The 18,839-nt window shown below is 72.6% G+C and carries 22 protein-coding genes and 1 pseudogene; 14 read left to right on the top strand and 9 right to left on the bottom strand.

Features of this window, described 5'->3' with window-relative positions:
* On the top strand, positions 1–466 hold a 466-nt coding region (locus AAH979_RS40705), incomplete at its 5' end, for a sigma-70 family RNA polymerase sigma factor (RefSeq protein ID WP_203736746.1).
* Positions 467–710: 244 nt separating this feature from the next.
* Entirely contained in the window at positions 711–944 is a 234-nt protein-coding gene (locus AAH979_RS40710) for a hypothetical protein (protein WP_203860997.1), read from the top strand.
* Between the two features lie 186 nt (positions 945–1,130).
* Here AAH979_RS40710 and AAH979_RS40715 read toward each other — a convergent pair whose 3' ends face one another.
* From AAH979_RS40715 to AAH979_RS40725, 3 genes are all read right to left on the bottom strand, one after another.
* Entirely contained in the window at positions 1,131–2,852 is a 1,722-nt protein-coding gene (locus AAH979_RS40715; protein WP_346263463.1) for a DEAD/DEAH box helicase, read from the bottom strand.
* A 197-nt stretch (positions 2,853–3,049) separates the two neighbouring features.
* The gene (locus tag AAH979_RS40720; protein WP_346263464.1) at positions 3,050–3,796 is read right to left on the bottom strand and encodes a TRIC cation channel family protein; all 747 of its coding nucleotides are present in this window, start codon (positions 3,794–3,796) and stop codon (positions 3,050–3,052) included.
* 39 nt (positions 3,797–3,835) lie between these two features.
* Complete coding sequence (locus tag AAH979_RS40725; protein ID WP_346263465.1) at positions 3,836–4,054, bottom strand: DUF3039 domain-containing protein; 219 nt, start codon at positions 4,052–4,054, stop codon at positions 3,836–3,838.
* A 107-nt stretch (positions 4,055–4,161) separates the two neighbouring features.
* On the opposite strand from AAH979_RS40725, the gene AAH979_RS40730 reads away from it, so the two are divergent.
* The gene (locus AAH979_RS40730) at positions 4,162–5,079 is read left to right on the top strand and encodes a pseudouridine-5'-phosphate glycosidase (protein WP_346263466.1); all 918 of its coding nucleotides are present in this window, start codon (positions 4,162–4,164) and stop codon (positions 5,077–5,079) included.
* Complete coding sequence (locus tag AAH979_RS40735) at positions 5,079–6,017, top strand: PfkB family carbohydrate kinase (protein ID WP_346263467.1); 939 nt, start codon at positions 5,079–5,081, stop codon at positions 6,015–6,017. The genes AAH979_RS40730 and AAH979_RS40735 overlap by 1 nt, the downstream gene beginning before the upstream one ends.
* 74 nt (positions 6,018–6,091) lie before the next feature.
* Here the strand turns inward: AAH979_RS40735 and AAH979_RS40740 are convergent, their stop codons facing one another.
* Both AAH979_RS40740 and AAH979_RS40745 read right to left on the bottom strand, forming a co-directional pair.
* On the bottom strand, positions 6,092–6,469 hold the full coding sequence (locus AAH979_RS40740; protein WP_346263468.1) for a DUF4259 domain-containing protein: 378 nt from the start codon (positions 6,467–6,469) through the stop codon (positions 6,092–6,094).
* A gap of 99 nt (positions 6,470–6,568) precedes the next feature.
* Positions 6,569–6,925 (bottom strand): DUF3099 domain-containing protein, encoded by a 357-nt coding sequence (locus tag AAH979_RS40745; protein WP_346263469.1) that lies wholly within the window; start codon positions 6,923–6,925, stop codon positions 6,569–6,571.
* Between the two features lie 158 nt (positions 6,926–7,083).
* Here AAH979_RS40745 and AAH979_RS40750 point away from each other — a divergent pair, with 158 nt between their 5' ends.
* Both AAH979_RS40750 and AAH979_RS40755 read left to right on the top strand, forming a co-directional pair.
* On the top strand, positions 7,084–7,371 hold the full coding sequence (locus AAH979_RS40750) for a hypothetical protein (protein WP_318395162.1): 288 nt from the start codon (positions 7,084–7,086) through the stop codon (positions 7,369–7,371).
* Between the two features lie 91 nt (positions 7,372–7,462).
* Complete coding sequence (locus tag AAH979_RS40755) at positions 7,463–7,774, top strand: hypothetical protein (protein WP_346263479.1); 312 nt, start codon at positions 7,463–7,465, stop codon at positions 7,772–7,774.
* A 46-nt stretch (positions 7,775–7,820) separates the two neighbouring features.
* Here AAH979_RS40755 and AAH979_RS40760 read toward each other — a convergent pair whose 3' ends face one another.
* From AAH979_RS40760 to AAH979_RS40770, 3 genes are all read right to left on the bottom strand, one after another.
* A complete protein-coding gene (locus AAH979_RS40760; protein ID WP_346263470.1) occupies positions 7,821–9,038 on the bottom strand; it encodes a low temperature requirement protein A in 1,218 nt (405 codons plus the stop codon).
* A gap of 183 nt (positions 9,039–9,221) precedes the next feature.
* Positions 9,222–9,800 (bottom strand): HhH-GPD-type base excision DNA repair protein, encoded by a 579-nt coding sequence (locus AAH979_RS40765; RefSeq protein WP_346263471.1) that lies wholly within the window; start codon positions 9,798–9,800, stop codon positions 9,222–9,224.
* A gap of 60 nt (positions 9,801–9,860) precedes the next feature.
* Positions 9,861–10,478 (bottom strand): hypothetical protein, encoded by a 618-nt coding sequence (locus AAH979_RS40770; RefSeq protein ID WP_346263472.1) that lies wholly within the window; start codon positions 10,476–10,478, stop codon positions 9,861–9,863.
* Between the two features lie 283 nt (positions 10,479–10,761).
* Here AAH979_RS40770 and AAH979_RS40775 point away from each other — a divergent pair, with 283 nt between their 5' ends.
* From AAH979_RS40775 to dtd, 7 genes and pseudogenes are all read left to right on the top strand, one after another.
* Positions 10,762–11,190, top strand: a complete 429-nt coding sequence (locus AAH979_RS40775) for a hypothetical protein (protein ID WP_346263473.1) — start codon at positions 10,762–10,764, stop codon at positions 11,188–11,190.
* Between the two features lie 534 nt (positions 11,191–11,724).
* Positions 11,725–12,312 carry a hypothetical protein gene (locus AAH979_RS40780; RefSeq protein ID WP_346263474.1) on the top strand — a complete coding sequence of 196 codons (588 nt, stop codon included), beginning with the start codon at positions 11,725–11,727 and terminating at the stop codon, positions 12,310–12,312.
* A gap of 127 nt (positions 12,313–12,439) precedes the next feature.
* Positions 12,440–12,880 carry a cupin domain-containing protein gene (locus AAH979_RS40785; protein ID WP_346263475.1) on the top strand — a complete coding sequence of 147 codons (441 nt, stop codon included), beginning with the start codon at positions 12,440–12,442 and terminating at the stop codon, positions 12,878–12,880.
* Between the two features lie 366 nt (positions 12,881–13,246).
* A pseudogene (locus AAH979_RS40790) lies at positions 13,247–13,873 on the top strand (lytic polysaccharide monooxygenase); the annotation flags it as partial.
* A gap of 364 nt (positions 13,874–14,237) precedes the next feature.
* On the top strand, positions 14,238–15,329 hold the full coding sequence (locus AAH979_RS40795) for a CPBP family glutamic-type intramembrane protease (protein WP_346263476.1): 1,092 nt from the start codon (positions 14,238–14,240) through the stop codon (positions 15,327–15,329).
* Between the two features lie 102 nt (positions 15,330–15,431).
* Positions 15,432–16,916 (top strand): methyltransferase, encoded by a 1,485-nt coding sequence (locus tag AAH979_RS40800; RefSeq protein WP_346263477.1) that lies wholly within the window; start codon positions 15,432–15,434, stop codon positions 16,914–16,916.
* A gap of 5 nt (positions 16,917–16,921) precedes the next feature.
* The gene (gene dtd / locus AAH979_RS40805; RefSeq protein WP_346263478.1) at positions 16,922–17,344 is read left to right on the top strand and encodes a D-aminoacyl-tRNA deacylase; all 423 of its coding nucleotides are present in this window, start codon (positions 16,922–16,924) and stop codon (positions 17,342–17,344) included.
* A 49-nt stretch (positions 17,345–17,393) separates the two neighbouring features.
* Here dtd and AAH979_RS40810 read toward each other — a convergent pair whose 3' ends face one another.
* The gene (locus AAH979_RS40810; RefSeq protein WP_346263480.1) at positions 17,394–18,182 is read right to left on the bottom strand and encodes a sporulation protein; all 789 of its coding nucleotides are present in this window, start codon (positions 18,180–18,182) and stop codon (positions 17,394–17,396) included.
* Between the two features lie 282 nt (positions 18,183–18,464).
* On the opposite strand from AAH979_RS40810, the gene AAH979_RS40815 reads away from it, so the two are divergent.
* A partial coding sequence (locus tag AAH979_RS40815) for a sigma-70 factor domain-containing protein (RefSeq protein ID WP_346263481.1) occupies positions 18,465–18,839 on the top strand: 375 nt, incomplete at its 3' end.

Raw genomic sequence — 18,839 nt, forward strand, 5'->3', positions numbered from 1 at the left:
AGTGATCAACAAGCTGGGCCGGATCCAGCGCGAGCTACTCCAGGACCTGGGCCGCGAGCCCACTCCGGAGGAGCTGGCGAAGGAGATGGACATCACACCCGAGAAGGTGCTGGAGATCCAGCAGTACGCCCGGGAGCCGATCTCGCTCGACCAGACCATCGGCGACGAGGGAGACAGCCAGCTCGGGGACTTCATCGAGGACTCCGAGGCGGTCGTCGCGGTCGACGCGGTCTCCTTCTCGCTGTTGCAGGACCAGCTCCAGCAGGTGCTCCAGACGCTCTCCGAGCGGGAGGCCGGTGTGGTGCGGCTGCGGTTCGGGCTGACCGACGGGCAGCCGCGCACCCTGGACGAGATCGGCCAGGTGTACGGCGTGACCCGCGAGCGGATCCGGCAGATCGAGTCCAAGACGATGTCGAAGCTGCGCCATCCGTCCCGTTCGCAGGTGCTGCGCGATTATCTTGACTGACCCCAAAAGTCAACCAGTCGTGTCCATCTGATCACCACACGTACATCGGGCGCATGATGATCGGTGGTTCCCCACTTGTGATCGTTGACGTGGCACCCTGGTGGCACGGCACACTGTCTCTACCACGTGTGACATCGGTCCCCCGGGGGCACACTGGGAAGGCCACACCCCACAAGGGTGTTGCACGATAGGTGAGCAATGACCGACGAGAGTGTTCATCGGTGACGACCGCAGGAGGAAGGCGATGACCCCGACCCTCACGCCGCCGCCCGAGACGGTGGCTCCCCCAGCCGCCGATGAACGGTGCGACCGCTGTAACGCCGCCGGCAAGCTTCGGATCACCCTCGCGGGTGGAAGCGAGCTGGTGTTCTGTGGGCATCACGCGAACAAGTACGCCGAGGATCTCGTGAAGATCACGGTTCGGTACGCGGTTGACCCCGAGTTCAGCTGGCGAGGCGCCGAGTTGATGGCGAACTAACACCCAACCAGGACATAGCTGACCGGAGGTGCCCCGAGCGGGCGCCTCCGGTCGTCTATACCCCGACAGTGCCGATTGCCGACACCGCCGGCGATCGGGCGCACCACGGCCCGGACCGCCGGCACTGTGCCGGCGTCGGCCCGGGCCCCCGGCCGCCGTGCGGCCGCCCCCGGTGCCGGGACGCGGTCACAGCGTCTGGACGGTGGCGATCCGCTCCTCGAGCTGTTCGATGGTGGCCTGCGCGCTGGGCGGCCCGCCGCAGCGGCGGCGCAGCTCGGCATGGATCTTGCCATGCGGCAGTCCGGTCCGGTGGTGATGCGCCGCGACCAGCGCGTTGAGCTGGCGGCGCAGGCTGACCCGCCGTTCCGCCGCGCTGAGCGGGCGGCTCTCCGGCCGGGGCGCCGGCACCGGCTCGCCGGTCTTCCGGCGCCGCTGTGCGGCCAACTGCTCGGCCTGGCGCTTGTTCAGCAGCACCGCGACCTGGTCGGCGGTGAGCAGGCCGGGCAGGCCGAGATATTCCTCCTCCTCCGGCGTACCCGCCTGGGCGGCGGTGCCGAAGGAGGCGCCGTCGAAGATCACCTGGTCCAGTTCGGCGGTGGCGGAGAGCGCCTCGAACCGCTTCTCCAGCTCCCCACTGGCCTGCTCGGTGCGCTGCGCCCGCTCCAGCAGGTCGTCGTCGAGCCCGTCGCCCCGCTTCGGCGCGCCCAGCACGTGGTCCCGCTCGACCTCCATCTCGCTGGCCAGTCCGAGCAGATGCGGCACGCTGGGCAGGAAGACCGACGCGGTCTCGCCGGGCCGGCGGGCCCGGACGAACCGCCCGATCGCCTGGGCGAAGAAGAGCGGCGTGGAGGCACTGGTCGCGTAGACGCCGACGGCCAGCCGGGGAATGTCGACCCCCTCGGAGACCATCCGGACCGCGACCATCCAGCGCTGGTCCGAGGCGGCGAAGGCGGCGATCCGGGCCGAGGCGCCCTGGTCGTCGGAGAGCACCACCACCGCCCGCTCCCCGGTGATCCGTTCGATCAGCCGGGCGTACGACCGGGCCGCCTGCTGATCGGTGGCGATCACCAGACCGGCGGCGTCGGAGACCCCACCGGCCCGGAGCACCTGCAACCGGGCGTCGGCGGCCCGCAGCACCTGCGGCATCCAGTCGCCGGCCGGGTCCAGCGCGGTGCGCCACGCCTGGGCGATCAGGTCCTGGGTCATCGGCTCGCCCAGCCTCGCGGCCAACTCGTCCCCGGCACTGGTCCGCCACCGGGTCTCCCCCGAGTACGCGAGAAAGATCACCGGACGGACGACGCCGTCGGCGAGCGCGTCGGAGTAGCCGTACACGGAGTCGGCCCGGGAGCGTTGCAGGCCGTCGCCGCCCCGCTCGTAGCTGACGAAGGGGATCGGGTTCTCGTCCGACCGGAACGGCGTACCGGTCAGCATCAGCCGGCGTACGGCAGGTTCGAAGGCCGCCTTGACCCCGTCGCCCCAGGACCGGGAGTCGCCGGCATGGTGGATCTCGTCGAGGATCACCAGGGTCCGTCGGGTCATCGTCCGGCGGCGGTGCACCTGCGGGGCGATGCCGACCTGGGCATAGGTGACGACCGCACCGTGGAAGTCCGCCGAGGAGTGCAGGTCGGCATTGCGGAAGGCGGCGTCGAGCTGGATGCCCACCCGGGCCGCCGCCGCGGCCCACTGGGTCTTCAGGTGCTCGGTCGGGGCGACCACGGTGACCGCCTCGACCGTGCCGTCGGCGAGCAGCTCGGCGGCGATCCGCAGCGCGAAGGTGGTCTTACCGGCACCGGGCGTGGCGACGGCCAGGAAGTCCTCGGAACGGCGTCGCAGGTATTCCACCAACGCCTTACGCTGCCACGCCCGCAGCGCCGGGAACGACTCGAGAACCGGCAGTCGGGCTCCCACGCGAATCTCTCCCCTCCGACGGCCAGGTATCCGACGACACGAAAAACGCCTCCGCGACCGGACCGAGCGCGAAGGCCGTACCAGCATAACCAGCCGGCCCCATCCGACCCAGGCGACACCGACGCCACAGCGGGCACAGTTGGCGCCGCCGGCCCGGGTGCCTCGACAGTGCCCGGACACCGTCGGGGCACTGCCGGTCAGCGGCCCTGGTCCGCAGCGCGTCCGTCGTCGGCCTGCCGGTCCACGCCGCCGCCGTGATCGGCCTGCCGCTCCACCCGGCGTCCGTCGTCGGCCTGCCGGGCCGCCGGAACAGCGCCGTCGCCGGCCGGCGGGTCCGCCGGGACCGGAGCCGACCAGCGCCGGCGCAGGGCCACCAGCCGGACCGCGAAGACGAAGAGCGCCGCCGCCATCAACGGCCCCGGCCCGGCCAGGCCGGCCCGGTCCAGGCCGACGACCGCGACCGCGCCGGCCAGCGCCGCCACCGCGTAGATTTCCCGGCGCAGCACCACCGGAATCTCCCCGGTGAGCAGGTCCCGGCCCAGCCCGCCGCCGATGCCGGCCATCATGCCGATCATGCCGGCGCCGAGCGGTGGCAGGCCGGCGTCCAGCGCGGTGAGCGTACCGGTGACGGTGAAGAGGCCGAGCCCGGCCGCGTCGAGGACCAGCACGGTGGTACGCAGCCGCGCCAACTGGGGATGCAGCCAGAAGACCGCCGCGGCGGTGACCATCGCGGTGACCGCGTACCGCCAGTCGGCGAAGGCCAGCGGTGGCCCGTCGCCGATCACCAGGTCCCGGAAGATGCCGCCGCCGAGCGCGGCGACGAAGCCGACGAAGACCACCCCGAACAGGTCGAGCCGCTTGACCACCGCGGCTGACGCCCCGGAGGCGGCGAAGATCGCCACACCGGTGAGGTCGGCGAGGAGCAGGGCGGCTGCGGCGGTCACCGCAGGATGTTACGCGCGCAGGGCTGGCCCCGGCCCGCGTCAGTCCCGCATGGAGTCGTAGATCTCCTTGCACTTCGGGCAGACCGGCGAGCCCGGCTTGGCGGCCTTGGTGACCGGGAACGTCTCACCGCAGAGCGCGATCACGAAGGTCCCCATGACCGCACTCTCGGCGATCTTGTCTTTCCGGACGTAGTGGAACATTTCCGGCCCGGTGTCCGCGTCCTTCAGCTCCGGACGCTCGAGAACCTGAGTGCTCACGGCAGCGATTCCTCCCTAAGTGACCCCGCCAACGCTCAAGTCTGGCAGGTCACTGCCGAGCGGTCCACCGGAACACCCGCCGGCCCCGGCCCGTACGGTGGTCGGCCGTGACCGATTTTCAGATCCGGTACGGCGCCAAGGTGGCCGAGGCACTGCGCGCCGGACGTCCCGTCGTCGCCCTGGAGAGCACCATCGTCTCGCACGGTCTGCCCCGTCCGGACAACCTGCGGGTGGCCCGCGAGATCGAAGCGGCCGTACGGGCCGAGGGTGCGGTGCCGGCCACCATCGGCATGGTCGAGGGCGTTCTCGTGGTGGGTCTCGACGACGCCCAGTTGACCCGACTGGCCTCCTCGGACGGGGTCGCCAAGCTCTCCGTACGCGACCTGGCGTTGGCCGCCGCGACCGGGGCGGACGGGGCGACCACGGTGGCCGCCACCAGTGCGGTCGCCGCGGCGGCCGGAATCCGGGTCTTCGCCACGGGCGGGCTGGGCGGTGTGCACCGGGAGGCGGCGCAGACCTTCGACGAGTCGGCCGACCTGACCACGCTCTCCCGGACCCCGATCGCGGTGGTCTGCGCCGGGGTGAAGTCGATCCTCGACGTCGGCGCGACGCTGGAACGGCTGGAGACGCTGGGCGTGGCGGTGGCCGGTTACCGCAGCCGCCGGTTCCCCGGCTTCTTCATCACCGACGGCGGCTTCGACCTGGACTGGTCGCTGGACTCGCCGGAGCAGGTCGCGGCGGTACTGGCGGCCCGGGCGGCCCACGGGGTCCAGCCGGGTGCGCTGATCGTGGCCAACCCGCTCCCCACCGACGAGCAGCTCGATCCGGCCCTGCACGACCGCACCCTGGCCGACGGGCTGGCCCGGCTCGCCGCCGACGGGGTGACCGGCAAGGCGGTCACCCCGTTCCTGCTGGCCCACTTCCACTCGGCCACCGAGGGCGCCAGCCTTGCGGTGAACGTCCGGATCATCCTGCGCAACGCGGCCCTCGCGGCCCAGATCGCCGTGGCCGCCGCCACCCGGTGATGACCACCACGGAACCCGCGGCCAGGGCCAGGATCGTCGTGGTGGGCGACATCGTCACCGACGTGCTGGCGGTACTGGCCGGGCCGGTGGCGTCCGGCTCCGACACCTCGGCCGACATCCGGGTCACCGGAGGCGGCCAGGCCGCCAACACCGCCGCCTGGCTGGCCTGGCGGGGCCGCCCGGTGACCCTGGTCGGCGCGGTCGGCGCCGACGAGGCCGGCGCCTCCCGGCTCGCCGAGCTGACCACGCTGGGCGTGCGGTGCGCGGTGCGGCGGTATCCGGACGTGCCGACCGGCACCGTCATCGTGCTGGCCGGGAACGGGGAGCGGACCATGGTCACCCAGCGTGGTGCGAATCTGCGGCTGACCCAGGAGCACGTGGACGCCGCGCTGGGCGCCAGCGCGGACGCGACCCATCTGCACCTGTCCGCGTACACCCTGTTGGACGCCGGGTCGCGGGAGGCCGGGCGGCGCGCGCTGGCCGCCGCGCGCGGGCGCGGCCTCACCACCAGCGTGGATGCGGCCTCCGCCGAACCGCTGCGCCGGGTCGGCGCGGCGGCGTTCCTGAGCTGGGTACGCGATGCCGACCTGCTGCTCGCCAACGCGGACGAGGCGGCGGTGCTGGCCGGCCCGGGCTCACCGGCCGCCCAGGCGCGTGCCCTGACCGAGGTGGCCCGGCACGTCGTGGTGAAGGACGGAGCCGCCGGTGCTGTCTGGGCCGAGCGCGGCGGCGAGGTGGTCTCCGCGCCGGCCCGCCGGGTGCCGGTGCGGGACGTGACCGGAGCCGGGGACGCGTTCGCGGCCGGTCTGCTGGCGGCCTGGGTCGCCGGGGCGCCGGCGGCCGAGGCGCTGGACCGGGCGGCCGAACTGGGCGCGGCGGCGGTCGGCACCCTCGGTGCCCGGCCGGCGGCCGACGGGTCGGCCCGGGTGGTCGGCTGACCGGTCAGCCGGCCGGGGGCCCGGTCCGCGAGCGCTCAGCCCGCTCCGTCCATGGCTGGTCAGCCCGTGGCTGCTCAGTCCGTGGCCTCGCGACGGGCTGCCGCGACAAACCGGTCGAAGGTCTCCACCAGTACGGCCCGGCGGGCCTCCCGGGCCTCCGCCGACTCCACGAGTTCCCCGATGGTCTCGTCCCAGACGGCCAGGTAACGCCGCTTCCAGTCGGCGGCGACGTCCGGGGCGGGCAGGCAGACGCCGACGTAGGGCAGTTCGGCGAACCGGTAGAGCAGTTCGAGGTTGCACGGCACCGCCACGCCCCAGTACTCGTCCGGCTCGAGTTCGACCGGATCGCCGGCCATCGCCTCGGTGACCTCGTCGAGCAGTCGTTTGGTGATGATCGAGAGATGGTCCGCCGCCGTGTCGTTGTCGAAGTTGCCGACGCCCCAGCTACCCACCGCTGCTCCTCCTGACCGTTCGCGTCCCGCACCCGCGGCCGGCACGCGAAGTCGATCACCGGCCCGGGTGAGACTACCGACCGGGGCCGACGCTTCGGATCACGGCTCGGCGTCGATCACCCGGTGCGGCCGCTCCTCGGCGGGCAGCGCCCGGGGCGGGGTCTCGTCGAGGTGCGTACGACGCCACCTGGCGCCGATCCGGTGCTGCTCCTTCGGCGGGCGGTCGTTCGCGAGCAGGACCGCCAGCCACGGGATCAGCACCATGCCGACGGCGCAGAGCGGCAGCCAGAGCCAGAGCAGCGGTGCCTTGGCGCCGACCAGGATCGCACCGACGATGACGCAGAGTGCCCGGATGGACATCATCACGATGTACCGGCGCTCGCGGGTCCGTAGTTGGTCGTCCTGGCTGCGTGAGGCGTCGGTGATCAGGATCGGCTGGTACGCCTGACGCTTCACCACGGCCTCCGGAGGGATGCGGTCGGTCCTCCCCGGAACTCTCCCGTCCCGGGATGCCACCCCCATCCTCGCACCTTCGCCTGACCAGCGGCGCCGGGCCGCCGCCCCGGGCCCCGCGCTCGCCCCCGGCGTGTTACGCCCGTGGTACGCTCCCCCGCGTGGGCAGCAGGTTCAGCTTCACCGACGAGGCGCTGGGAAACCTGAAGGTCCACGACGTCACCCCCGGCGAGGTGTGGGAGGCGCTGCACAGCGCCCGACGGGTAATCCGGCACCTCGGCGACGACGTGATGGTCGTCTACGCCACGGCACGGCGCGGGCGACGACTGGCCATCCTGCTGGCCGAGGCCGATCAAGTTGACAACGACTGGGACATCCTCTCCGCGCGTGACCTGACCGACATCGAGTCAAAGCGCTACGAGGAGGCGATCCAGGGGCGACGGCGATGAGTCCGTCCCACCGGGCGGGCCCGAGATCGCGCACCAGGGGACCGGGATCGATCACGAGATCGAGCACCGAGACGAGGAGGAGGCGGTGACGATGCACCGAGACGATGCCATCAAGCGGTTCCACGCCGGAGACGACCAGCTCGCCGACCTGGTAGACGACGCACAGCCGGTCGAGCTGCCCACCCCGGACACCGACGTGCCGATGGTCAGCCGCTCCGTACGCCTGCCGCTGGACACCTACGAACGGGTCCGGTCGGCCGCCGAGGCGCGGGGCATCGGGGTGACCACCCTGATGCGGCAGTGGATCGAGGCCGGGCTGGCCGACCTGGACGACTCGGCGACGGTGTCGCTGGCCGACGTACGCCGGGCCCTGGCCGCGCTCGCCCACCCGACTGCGGCCTGAGACCGACGGGCTGAGACCGACGGCCGCGCAGGGCGGCGGCCACCGGTCAGATCCGCAGCACCGGCTGCTCGGGCGGTTGGCCCCACGAGCGGCGCAGGTCGAGGAGGGCCACCCCGAGCAGCACTCCGGCGGTGGCGCCGGCGACCGCCAGCAGCGGCAAGTGCTCCATCGCCGGTACCACCGCTCCCAGCAGGAGCAGGCCGGCCACCCGGGATCGGGAGATCCGCCCGAAGACCTGGAACTCGAAACCGGCCCGCCCGGCCAGGAACAGCGCGGGACCGCCCAGGATGGCGATCAGCCAGCCGGGCACGATCTGCCCGAACGGGTGGGTGATGGTCAGCTCGTAACCGACCCCGGTGAGCACGATGCCGGCAATCATGATCAGGTGCGTGTACCAGGCGGAGAGACCGAGCCGGGTCGAATTCCGGGCCCCGGCGAGCGCGGCCGGTAGCACGTGCCCGGCCCGGTAGAAGTAGATCCGCCAGAGCAGCACGGTGGTCAGCAACGCCAGACCCAGCGCGCCGGTCCGGGCGGGGGTAAAGATGCCGTTGCCGCCACTGAAGGCGATCCCGGTGACGAGGATCACCTCGCCGAGCGCGATCAACAGGAACTGCTGAAGCCGTTCGGCCAGGTGCTCCCCGCCGAAGGGCTGAGTGCCGTACCGGGTGCGACCGGACCGGGGAGTCGGCCAGCCCAGCGTGAACCCGAGATAGTCCATGGCGACCGCGACGCTCCACAACACTCCCCGGAGGACACTCTCGTCGACCATTCCCCCGATGAGCCACGGCACGGCAGACAATCCAGCCCAGAAGAGCACCCGTCGCGGCGACGCCGGGTCGTTCGGAACGAGCCGGCCACGCGTGGCGACCATGAGGAAGCCGATCCGGCCGAACTGGACCGCGAGATAGGCGGCGGCGAAGATGAGAGCCCGATCGCCGAACCCCTCCGGCAACGCCACCGCCACCACCATGCTGCCGACCACGGTCAGCACCACAGCGCCCTGCACGGCGAACGCCTCGGGCTCCAGGGTGCTGGTGACCCACGCTGTCGAGGCCCAGATCAGCCAGAGCGCCAGGAACAGGACCAGGGTCTGGCCGGCCTCGGAGAACAGGACGCGCTTCTCCGTGGTGAAATCCTCGACCAGCCGCGCGGAGACCCGGGTGAGTGCGAAGACGAAGACCAGATCCAGGAACAGCTCCAGGAAGGTGGCCCGCTGCGAGCTGGACTCGGCGCGCAGCACCGGGTCCACCGGCGTGTCAGCCATCCGGCTTCAGCCCGGCGGGTCCGGTCGGCGGTCCGAGACGTACGCGGGTCGGAGCCGTCGAAACCATTGGTCGCTCCCTGAGCGTCGATAATCTCCACACTCAACGAGTCAGCATCCGCCCGGGCGCTGCCGCCGCCCGAATCCGCCCCGCCCGCCGGTCGTCGCGCGCGGGCCCAGGCGGGGTCAGCCCGCCGCTGCGGCCTTGGCGGCGGCCTTCATCTGCTGCTTGTGCTGGCGCACCTTGGCCAGCGACGTCTCGTCCACCACGTCGGCGACCGAGTAGTGGGCACCGTCGACGCCGTAGTCGCCGGCCGCTTCGCGCCAGCCGGGCGGCTGAACACCGAAGCGCTTGCCGAGCAGGGCGAGGAAGATCTGCCCCTTCTGCTTGCCGAACCCGGGCAACCCGGTGATCCGCTTCAGCAGCTCGCGGCCGTCCTCGGCCTCCGACCAGAGCCGGCTCGGATCACCGTCGTACCGCTCGACCAGGGTCCGGCACACCTCCTGCACCCGGGCCGCCATCGCCTTCGGGAACCGGTGCAGGGCGGGGCGCTCGGCGAAGATCGCGGTCAGCGCGTCCGGGTCGAACGCGGCCAGCTCGGCCGCGTCCGGCGCGTGGCCGAGCCGCTTCACCAACTCGTACGGGCCGGCGAAGGCCTTCTCCATGCTGACCTGCTGGTCGAGGACCATGCCGATCAGCAGCGCCAGCGGGTCACGCCGGAGCAGTTCGTTCGCTTCGGCAGCAATGGGCAGCGAGAGCGTCATGCGGCTATCTTGCCTGCTCACTCCGGCACCGATGGAGCGCCCCCGGGACGTACACCGGGGTCACTCCGCCGTCGGCCGCGTCTCCCCGGGCGGAGGCCCGGCGGAAAGGGCGGCAAGATACGCGGCGCCGCGCGGGGATATCCGGTAGCCGACCTCAAGGCTCTCGGTGAGCCCCAGGTTCTTCAGCTTGCGTACGTCGCGTTTGAACGCGTCCCGCTCCCGGCCGACCTGGTCGGCGAGGTCCCCGGCCCGCCGCCCCGGGTTGGCGGCGACAAGCCGGAGCAGGGCGTGTGTCCACGGTCCATACCGGCTGTGCCGGTCGAGCCGGGCCAGCCGGGCGGCCAGCTCGGCGTGCTGCTCGGCCGAGAGCTGGCTGTCGGCCCGCAGCGCCACCCGAGGGTCCGGGCCGACCCAGCGGACCCCGATCCGGTACGTCGGCTGGCCGGCGGTACCGCGAAGCGCCGCGATCAGGGCGGCGGCGGACGGTGCGCCCGCGCTGCGCGCCTCGGCATCGGTGACAGCCGTCGGATCGACCTCGGTGATCGACTCGACGGCGATCACCCCGGCAGCGGTGGTCAGGGTGTCGCCGGCTCGGACGTCGGGCCGGGCCCAGCGCCGGAACACCAGGGTCACGGTGCCGGCCGCCACGCCCTCGGCGATCGCACGGGAAAGGATCATCTCGGCCACCCTCGGTACGCTCCGCGCCGCTCGCCGGATCCGCCGCTGCGGGCGGCCCTGCCGGACGGGCTCGCCGCTCGGCACGGTCCTGCTCGACGGCTGCCCACCTCTCCCACCGGCCGGCCAGACCGGGTCAGATGGAGCGGCCTGCCCGGACGACGGCGGGTCACGGTCCCAGGATCGACGGTAATCTAACCGGGGGCCCGATCCGCCTCGGACACGCCCGGTGCCCCGGGTGGAGTGGCCGTCAATTCGGATCTTCCCGGCTGCCTCGGAGGGGGCCATGACTCTGATCCTGGTGACGACGCTGGGTGCGCTCGCCGCCGTACTGGCGGTCGGCGTACTGGTGCTGGTCGGCCGAGGGGGCGACGGGCAGCGCCTGGTCCGCCGGGCGGGGTTGGTGATCACCGCGCTGGTGGCGGTCATCCTCACACCACTCACCGTCGAGGACTCCGGCGTGGCGGCGCTCGTCCTGCTCGGCGTACCGGTGATCGCCGCCGCCCTGCCACCGCTGGCCCAGCGGCTCGTCCCGCGCATCGCCGGGTACCTCGACCTCGTCGCGGCGGTCGTGATCGGCGGCTGGGGTCTACTGCTGGCCCTCGGCGGCCTCGGCGTCGCGTTCCTGCCCTCGGCGCTGCTCTTCCTGGCCGGCGGGGCTCGAAGCCTGGTCCCCGGTCACCGGCCGCCGCCCGGGCCGGTGTCGAGCCGTTGACGATGCCGACAGTCCCTGGACCAGACGAACCGCCACCGCAGTCGGTGCCGGCGCTCGACTAGACCGGCCGACAGCCCAGAGCATCAGTCGCCGACGGGCACAGCCTCGATTTCGCGCAACCATTCCTCGGCGTAGATGTCGGTGATGATGATGGTGATCGCTGGCGTGGGCCGCTGACGAAGACCGTACGGCTGCCGCCGGCGGCCAGCGTGCCGTGAGGGTAGTTGTCGGGCGGCGCCGACAGCCCGGCCGGACCGAGCGGGCCGTTGAGGGCCGTCGATGTTGCCGGGGCGGGGCGGGGCGTGCTGGAATGGCTCATATCGCCGCAGTGCGGGGGCAACCGCACTGGGAACGGCCAGCACGGGAGCACGCAGTGCCGGCAGCGCGCCGCCTCGACGCCGGATTCGCGCTGCGCCCGATCCGCGCTGCATTCGCCGGGCACGTTCCGACAACGACGGACACCACCCACCACGGGTTGGCGGGTCCGACGAGTTCTGCCAACGCACCAACCTGGCGACGAGATGAGACACGATCATGATTACCCGGAACAGTTTCACGGGGTGGTACCGCAACCGCTTCGTGTGGGTGGCGGTCATCCTGCTGGCGGTGTCGGCCGGCACGGTCGTACTGGTCAACACGGCCGGCTCGGAGGCCGGGCCGCCAGATCTGCGCGGGCAGATCATGACCCGGCTGCGCACCACACTGGAATCGGCCGACCCCGGGCAGCACCAGCACACGGGCCACAACGTCGAGCAGGCGACCGCCGAGAAGGACGGGAAGAAGCCGCCGGTCATCTGCGGGGTACACGTCTACGGCTTCGAGCCGAGCGGGGTCAGCACGCTCGCCGAGGTGAAGACGGTCTACGGGTTCCACCTCTGCGGGGTCGCCGAGCAGAAGCGGCCCTGGGACTGGGCGGTCAAGCTGGCCGGTCCGGTGATCGTGGACATGTCCACCGAGCCGCCGGGGATCCAGGTGGTCGAGGCGACCGAGGACGTCCGGTTCATCGACCGGCTCAAGGAGATGTTCCCGGACAAGTACGAGGAACTGGCGCAGAAGGAGGCACTGGAGCCCTCGGAGATGGCCGACCTGCGCCGCCGGTACGACGAGGCGGCCGGGCTCTGACCCGCCCGGGGCGGCCGGGCCGACGTCGTACCCGGTCCCGGCCGGCCGCCGGGGCGTACTCCGCTCGGTAGACTTCCGGTTCGTCGGGTGCCGGGCCGGCCCGGCGTACCCGAGTGGAGGTCGACCCGTGACGACACCGCACCGACCCCCGCTGGCCGAGCAGCTCGACCTGGCCCCGCACCCGGAGGGGGGCTGGTTCCGCGAGACCTGGCGCTCGGCGCACGCCTTCACCCCCGACGGGTACGCCGGACCGCGTGCCGCCGCGACCGCGATCTACTTCCTGCTGCAACCCGGGGAGCGGTCCCGCTGGCACGTCGTCCGCTCCGACGAGCTGTGGCTGTGGCATTCAGGCGGCCCGCTGCGGCTGCGGCTCGGCGGCGCGGCCGAGGTGCCGGCGGAGGAACCGGCCGAGGTCCGGCTCGGCCCGGACGTGCCCGCCGGCGAGCGGCCGCAGGTGGTGATCCCCGGCGGTGTCTGGCAGTCGGCCGAGCCGGCGGGCGACCACCCCGTGCTGGTGAGCTGCGTGGTGGCACCCGGCTTCGACTTCGCCGACTTCCAACTGGCCTGAGCCGGCCGCAGCAGCCCGACCCCCACGGCGCGCGCCGTCTCCGGCCGCGCAGGCCCCGGCCCCGACTGGACATGCGGGACCATTCAGCCCGGTCAGGTATCGATAGGCACCTATTGATTGAGCCGGCCATCCGTGCTGCAATGGTTCATATCGCCGCAGTACGGGGGCAACCGTGCTGTGTGCGTGGGATCCGGGCCTGATACCAGCAGCCGGTGACCGGGCACGGCGGACGCCACCACCACGCCCGCACGCCCCGCCGGAGTCCGCCCGACCGCGCCGCCCGACGACATCCTCCGGCAGCGGTCGAACAGAAGGGATCAACTCGTGAAACTCCTGCGCAGACTGACGGTTGTCGGCGTCTCCGCCGTGCTAGCCGCCGGCCTCCTGACGGTGATCTCGCCGAACCCGGCCAACGCACACGGCGCGCTGATGGTTCCGGCGAGCCGGACGTACGCGTGCTACCGGGACGGCCTGACCCCGCAGGGCAACATCGTGAACCAGAATCCCGGCTGCGTCGCCGCGGCCAACGTGAGCGGCGTCTCCCCGCTCTACAACTGGTTCAGCGTGCTCCGCTCGGACGGCGCCGGCCGGACCCAGGGCTTCATCCCGGACGGCCAGCTGTGCAGCGGCGGCAACTCCACCTTCCGGGGCTGGGACCTGGCCCGGAACGACTTCCCGAAGGCCCAGGTCAGCTCGGGCGCGAGCGTCGAGTTCCGGTACAGCAACTGGGCGGCGCACCCCGGCCGGTTCGACCTGTACGTCACCCGGAACAGTTGGAGCCCCACCCGCCCGCTGGCCTGGAGCGACCTGGAGTCGACGCCGTTCTCCTCGGTCACCAACCCGCCGCAGCGGGGCAACGTGGGCAGCAACGACGGCCACTACTACTGGACCGGTCGGCTGCCGTCCGGTAAGAGCGGACACCACATCATCTACTCGGTGTGGACCCGGTCCGACAGCACGGAGACCTTCTACGGCTGCTCGGACGTGACGTTCTGACGCTCCGACCCGCGGCCCGTCCGGCCGCGAGCACGTCGCCCGGCCCGCCCCCGCGCGGCGAACCGTGACGCTCTCGACGGGATGCCACCGGCCCGATCCGGCGGCGGCATCCCGTCGAGATCGGCCCTCTCCGGCCCGCGGCCAGCCACGACGGATGGGATCCCACCGACAGCCACCACGGATGGCGATGTCGCCACCACCTCCGCGCCGCCGTTCGTCCTCGACACCGCTGCCCGATCCGGCCCGGCCCGATCGGGCAGACCGGCGCCCGCCGGGTCGGCTCGGGCTGTGCCGCCGGGTTCGGTGCCGGTTCGGAACCACGGCCGGCGTTCCGTTGGCGCCGACGCGGCACGCTTGGCGCATGACGACCGCACCCGCCCCGGGTACCCCCTACCACCGGCTGGCCCGGACCGAACGGCACCGCTGGTGGCGCCCGCCGCTCGGCACCCTGCTGATCCTCGGCGGCACCCTGCTGGTGCTCTGCCTGCTGACCGGCGTCGGCACCGCGATCGCCACCCTCGCCGGGCGCCCGACCGGCCCGGACGGCCTGCCGACACTGGGCACCCTGGGCGACCTCGCGCTGCTGCTGGCCGCCATCGCCGCCGCGCTGCCGTTCGTGCTGCTCGCGGCGCGCTGGGTGCAGGCCCGTCCGGCCGGTACGGTCTCCTCGGTGCTCGGCCGGCTGCGCTGGCGCTGGCTCGGCCGGTGCGCGCTGCTCGCCGTACCGGCGGTGCTGCTGTTGCTCGCTGGCAGCTTCGGCCTGCTCGCGCTGACCGGCGGTCTGGACGATGGCGAGGCCGTCGACACCGGCTGGCCGGGCTGGGCAGGCTTCCTCGGCGCACTGGTCGTGCTGCTCCTGCTGGTGCCGTTGCAGGCCGCCGCCGAGGAGTACGTCTGCCGGGGCTGGCTGTTGCAGGGCGTCGGGGCGTTCCTCCGGACACCGTGGCCGGCGATCGCCCTTCAGGGCGTGCTCTTCGCGCTGGCACACGGCTGGGGTACCGGGTGGGGCTTCGCCGACCTGGCGTTCGTGGGCGGAGTCCTGGGCTGGCTGACCATCCGTACCGGCGGCCTGGAGGCCGCGGTCGCGCTGCACGTGGTGAACAACCTGATCTCGTTCGTCGGCGCGGCGGCGCTTGGTCAGCTCGCCAGCGAGGAGACGGCCGCCGACGGCCCCTGGGAGATGTTCGCGGTCAGCCTGCTGGTGCACGCCGGCTACGCCGTCGTGGTGCTCTGGCTGGCCCGCCGCCACCGGCTGCCGACCGTCTCGCCCGAGCGCCCGGCCCCCGGATCCGCATACCCGACCGCCACCCCCGGATATCCGTTCCCGGTGCCTGCCTACCCGACCGCCGTTGCCGGGCAGCCGATTGCCGGAGCCGGATATCCGGCTCCGGCCGTGCCGGAGCCGGAACAGCGGCCGAGAGCTGGGGAAACGCCGATCGGACCGGCCGGCTGACCCGGGATGCCGCAGCCGGTTACACCCGACGGGGTGGTTCCGGGTCGCCAACTGCGGGGGTTGCGGGTCGGCCCGGCCGGGCCGGCGGGCAGGATGGACGCCGTGGACGGGAACGAGATGCTGCTGTCCCCGGCTGGGGTGGACCAGCTCCGGACGGCACTGACCAGCGCGGGCTACACCTCGAGCGGCATCGCCGACCGGCTCGGCCCGGCGGCGACCAGCGGACTGGCTCGCAACGACTATCGGGCGGCGCTGCGGGTCACCGAGGACCGGGACCCGCTCGCCACCCTGATCCGGCTCTTCGTCTGCGCCCAGACCGAGCCGGAGGCGGCGGTACGAGCCGCCTTCGCCCCGCTGCCGCTCGCCGAGGCGCTCGCCGGAGGACTGCTCGAACGGGTCGGCGACGGGCTGCGCCAGGGCGTCGACCTGGAGCCGTACGGGGACTCCTGGTGGGTGCTCTCCGACGTGCCGGCCAGCGCCCGGCCCGGCCAGCCGCTCGCCTCCGACCACGTGCTCGGGATCGGCGGCGCGACCACCACGCTGGTCGGGGCGACCATCCGGCGCCCGGTCGGCAGCGCCCTGGACCTCGGCACGGGCAGCGGCGTGCAGGCGCTGCACCTGGCCGAGCACGCCCGCTCGGTGACCGCCACCGACGTCTCCGACCGGTCGCTGCGGTTCGCCGCGACCACCGCCGCGCTGAACGGACACCACTGGGAACTGCGCAAGGGCGACCTGGTCGGCCCGGTGGCCGGCCGCCGCTTCGACCTGGTGGTGAGCAACCCGCCGTTCGTGGTCGGCCCGGGCACCACCACGCACAGCTACCGCGACTCGGGCCGGGTCGGCGACGGAATCGCCGCCGAACTCGCCGCCGCCGCGCCGGGGCTACTCACCGAGGACGGCACCATGCAGTACCTGGCCAACTGGTTGCACGTGGCCGGGGAGGACTGGGGCGAGCGGGTGGCCGGCTGGTTCACCGGTACCGGCCTGGACGCCTGGGTGATCCAGCGCGAGGTCGCCGACCCGATGGCGTACGTCGACCTGTGGCTGGCCGACGCCGGCGAGGCGGCCGACCCGCACCGGGTGGCCGCCTGGCTGGACTGGTTCGACGCGCAGAAGGTGGAGGCGATCGGCTTCGGCGTGGTGAACCTGCGCCGGGGCGGCCACACCGATCCGGTAGTGCGGGTCGAGGACCTGCGGCAGGCCGTACAGCCGCCGATGGGGGAGCAGATCGCGGCCTGGTTCGACCGGCAGGACTGGCTGCGCGGCCGGGACGACGAGGCGCTGCTCGCCACCCGGTTCCGGGCGGTCGACGGGCTGAAGCTGCGCCAGGAGGCGTCGATGGGCGACGACGGCTGGGCGGTGGACCGGCAGGTCCTGGTCCAGTCGCACGGACTGCGCTGGACCGAGGAGGTGGACCCGCTGGTGCTGGCCCTGGTCGGCGGGGCCAACGGCCAGGTGCCGCTGCGCGAGCAGCTCGCGGTGCTGGCGCTGGCGCACGACGTACCCCCGGAGGACCTTGCCGAGGCAGCCGGGCCGATCATCGCGCACCTGGTGGAACGCGGCGTCCTGGCACCCGTGGCAAACTGACCGCCGTGCGGGCGGTGGTGCAAACGGTCAGCCGGGCCAGTGTGACGGTGGACGGCGAGGTGGTCGGGGCGGTCTCGGACGGGCTGCTGGTGCTGCTCGGGGTGACCCACTCCGACACCCGGGCCACCGCGCAGACGTTGGCCCGGAAGGTGCACGAGCTGCGCATCCTGGACGACGAGCGGTCCGCCGCCGACGCCGGGGCGCCGCTGCTGGTGGTCAGCCAGTTCACCCTCTACGGTGACGCCCGCAAGGGCCGCCGGCCCAGTTGGGGCGCGGCGGCCCCGGCCGAGCTGGCCGAACCGCTGGTGACCGCGTTCGTCGAGGCGCTGCGGCTGCGCGGCGCCACGGTGTCCACCGGGCGGTTCCGGGCGCACATGCTGGTGGAGAGCGTGAACGTCGGCCCGCGCACGGTGCTGCTGGAGTTGTAGGAGGAGCCCGGACCTCGCCGGTCCGCCGGGCGGACCGCCGTGGGACGGTTCAGAAGAACAGGCCGCGCTTCTGCATGGACTGGCGCAGCCAGCCGTCGAGCTGCCGGACCCAGTCGGTCCGGTCCACCGACGCGTGGTCGACGGTGAACCGGCCGAACGCGTCGCGGCCCTCGGTGAAGAGCCCACCCCGCTTGTCGATCTCCAGCACGATCTGCAACTGCTGCGGCGTGGCCACGAAGGTCAGCTCAAGCTGGTTGATCGCGCGGGCGTACTGCGGCCCGGGGTAGAACTCGATCTCCTGGTAGAACGGGAGGCTCTGCTGCACCCCGTAGATACGGCCGCGCTCCACGTCGGCCCGGCTGAACCGGAAGCCGAGCTGCACCAGGGCGTCGATGACGCGCTCCTGCGCCGGCAGCGGATACACCGCCACCGGGTCGAGGTCGCCCTTGTCCACCGCCCGGGCCACCTCCAGCTCGGTACGCAGCCCCATGGTCATCCCGTGCAGGTGCTGACCGCCGATCTCGGTCAGCGGCGTCTCCCACGGCACCTCGAAGCGGAACGGGAGGTCGTGGCGCTGCCCGCTCTCCAGCCGGAACGGGCCGGTCACCCGCTGCCGCTGGAACTCCTGGGTGGTGTTGTACTCACTGTCACCGCTCTCCACCTCGACCCGGGTCACCAGGCCGAGCGAGACGTACTCGACGTCCACCGGGTGGTCGCCGCCGGCGACGTGGACCTGGCCCTCCAGATAACCGCCTGGCCGGCAGTTCGGGTTGGTCAGCACCGTCTCGACCGACGGACCGCCCACGCCCATCGCCTGCATCAACCGCTTGAAGACCACCACGTCCTCCATCCGTCGTTGATCTCGATCCCGTCTCGCACGGTAACCGTCACCGGCAAGTACCGCTGGGCTTGTCGCGGGCCGACTTCCGACGGACCGGCGGTGATCAATCGGATCAAGGTCGAGAAACCGGGACGAATCAGCCCTCTGTCATCTCCCGGTTTCATGCCAACCCGATGCTCGCCTCACCTCGGCTTCACGCCCTACCGGCCAAGCTATGTGTCACCAGCGCGGTTGTCCGCTGGGACGCGCCACATTGTCGAAGCGGGGAGGCGACAGATGATGGTCCTGCAGCACAGCGAGAGCCACACTCACCCGGCCAGCGCGGCCGGCGTCGACAACGAGCCGGCCGGGGATGGCGGGCAGGTCCTGGTCGACCTCGACGCCACCGACGAGCGCGGTGCCTCGGCCGACCTGGTCCGGGCCTACCTCAACGGCATCGGCCGGACCAAGCTGCTCACCGCCGTCCAGGAGGTGGAACTGGCCCGGCGGATCGAGGCGGGGCTCTACGCCGAGGAGAAGCTGAGCACCGACACCCGGGGCGCGCTGCCGGTGGAGTTGCGGGCGGACCTGGAACTCGTCGCCGCGCAGGGGCGGGCCGCGAAGAACCACCTGCTGGAGGCGAACCTGCGGCTGGTGGTCAGCATCGCGAAGCGG

The sequence above is a fragment of the Plantactinospora sp. ZYX-F-223 genome, from assembly GCF_039649625.1.
GTDB lineage: Bacteria > Actinomycetota > Actinomycetes > Mycobacteriales > Micromonosporaceae > Plantactinospora.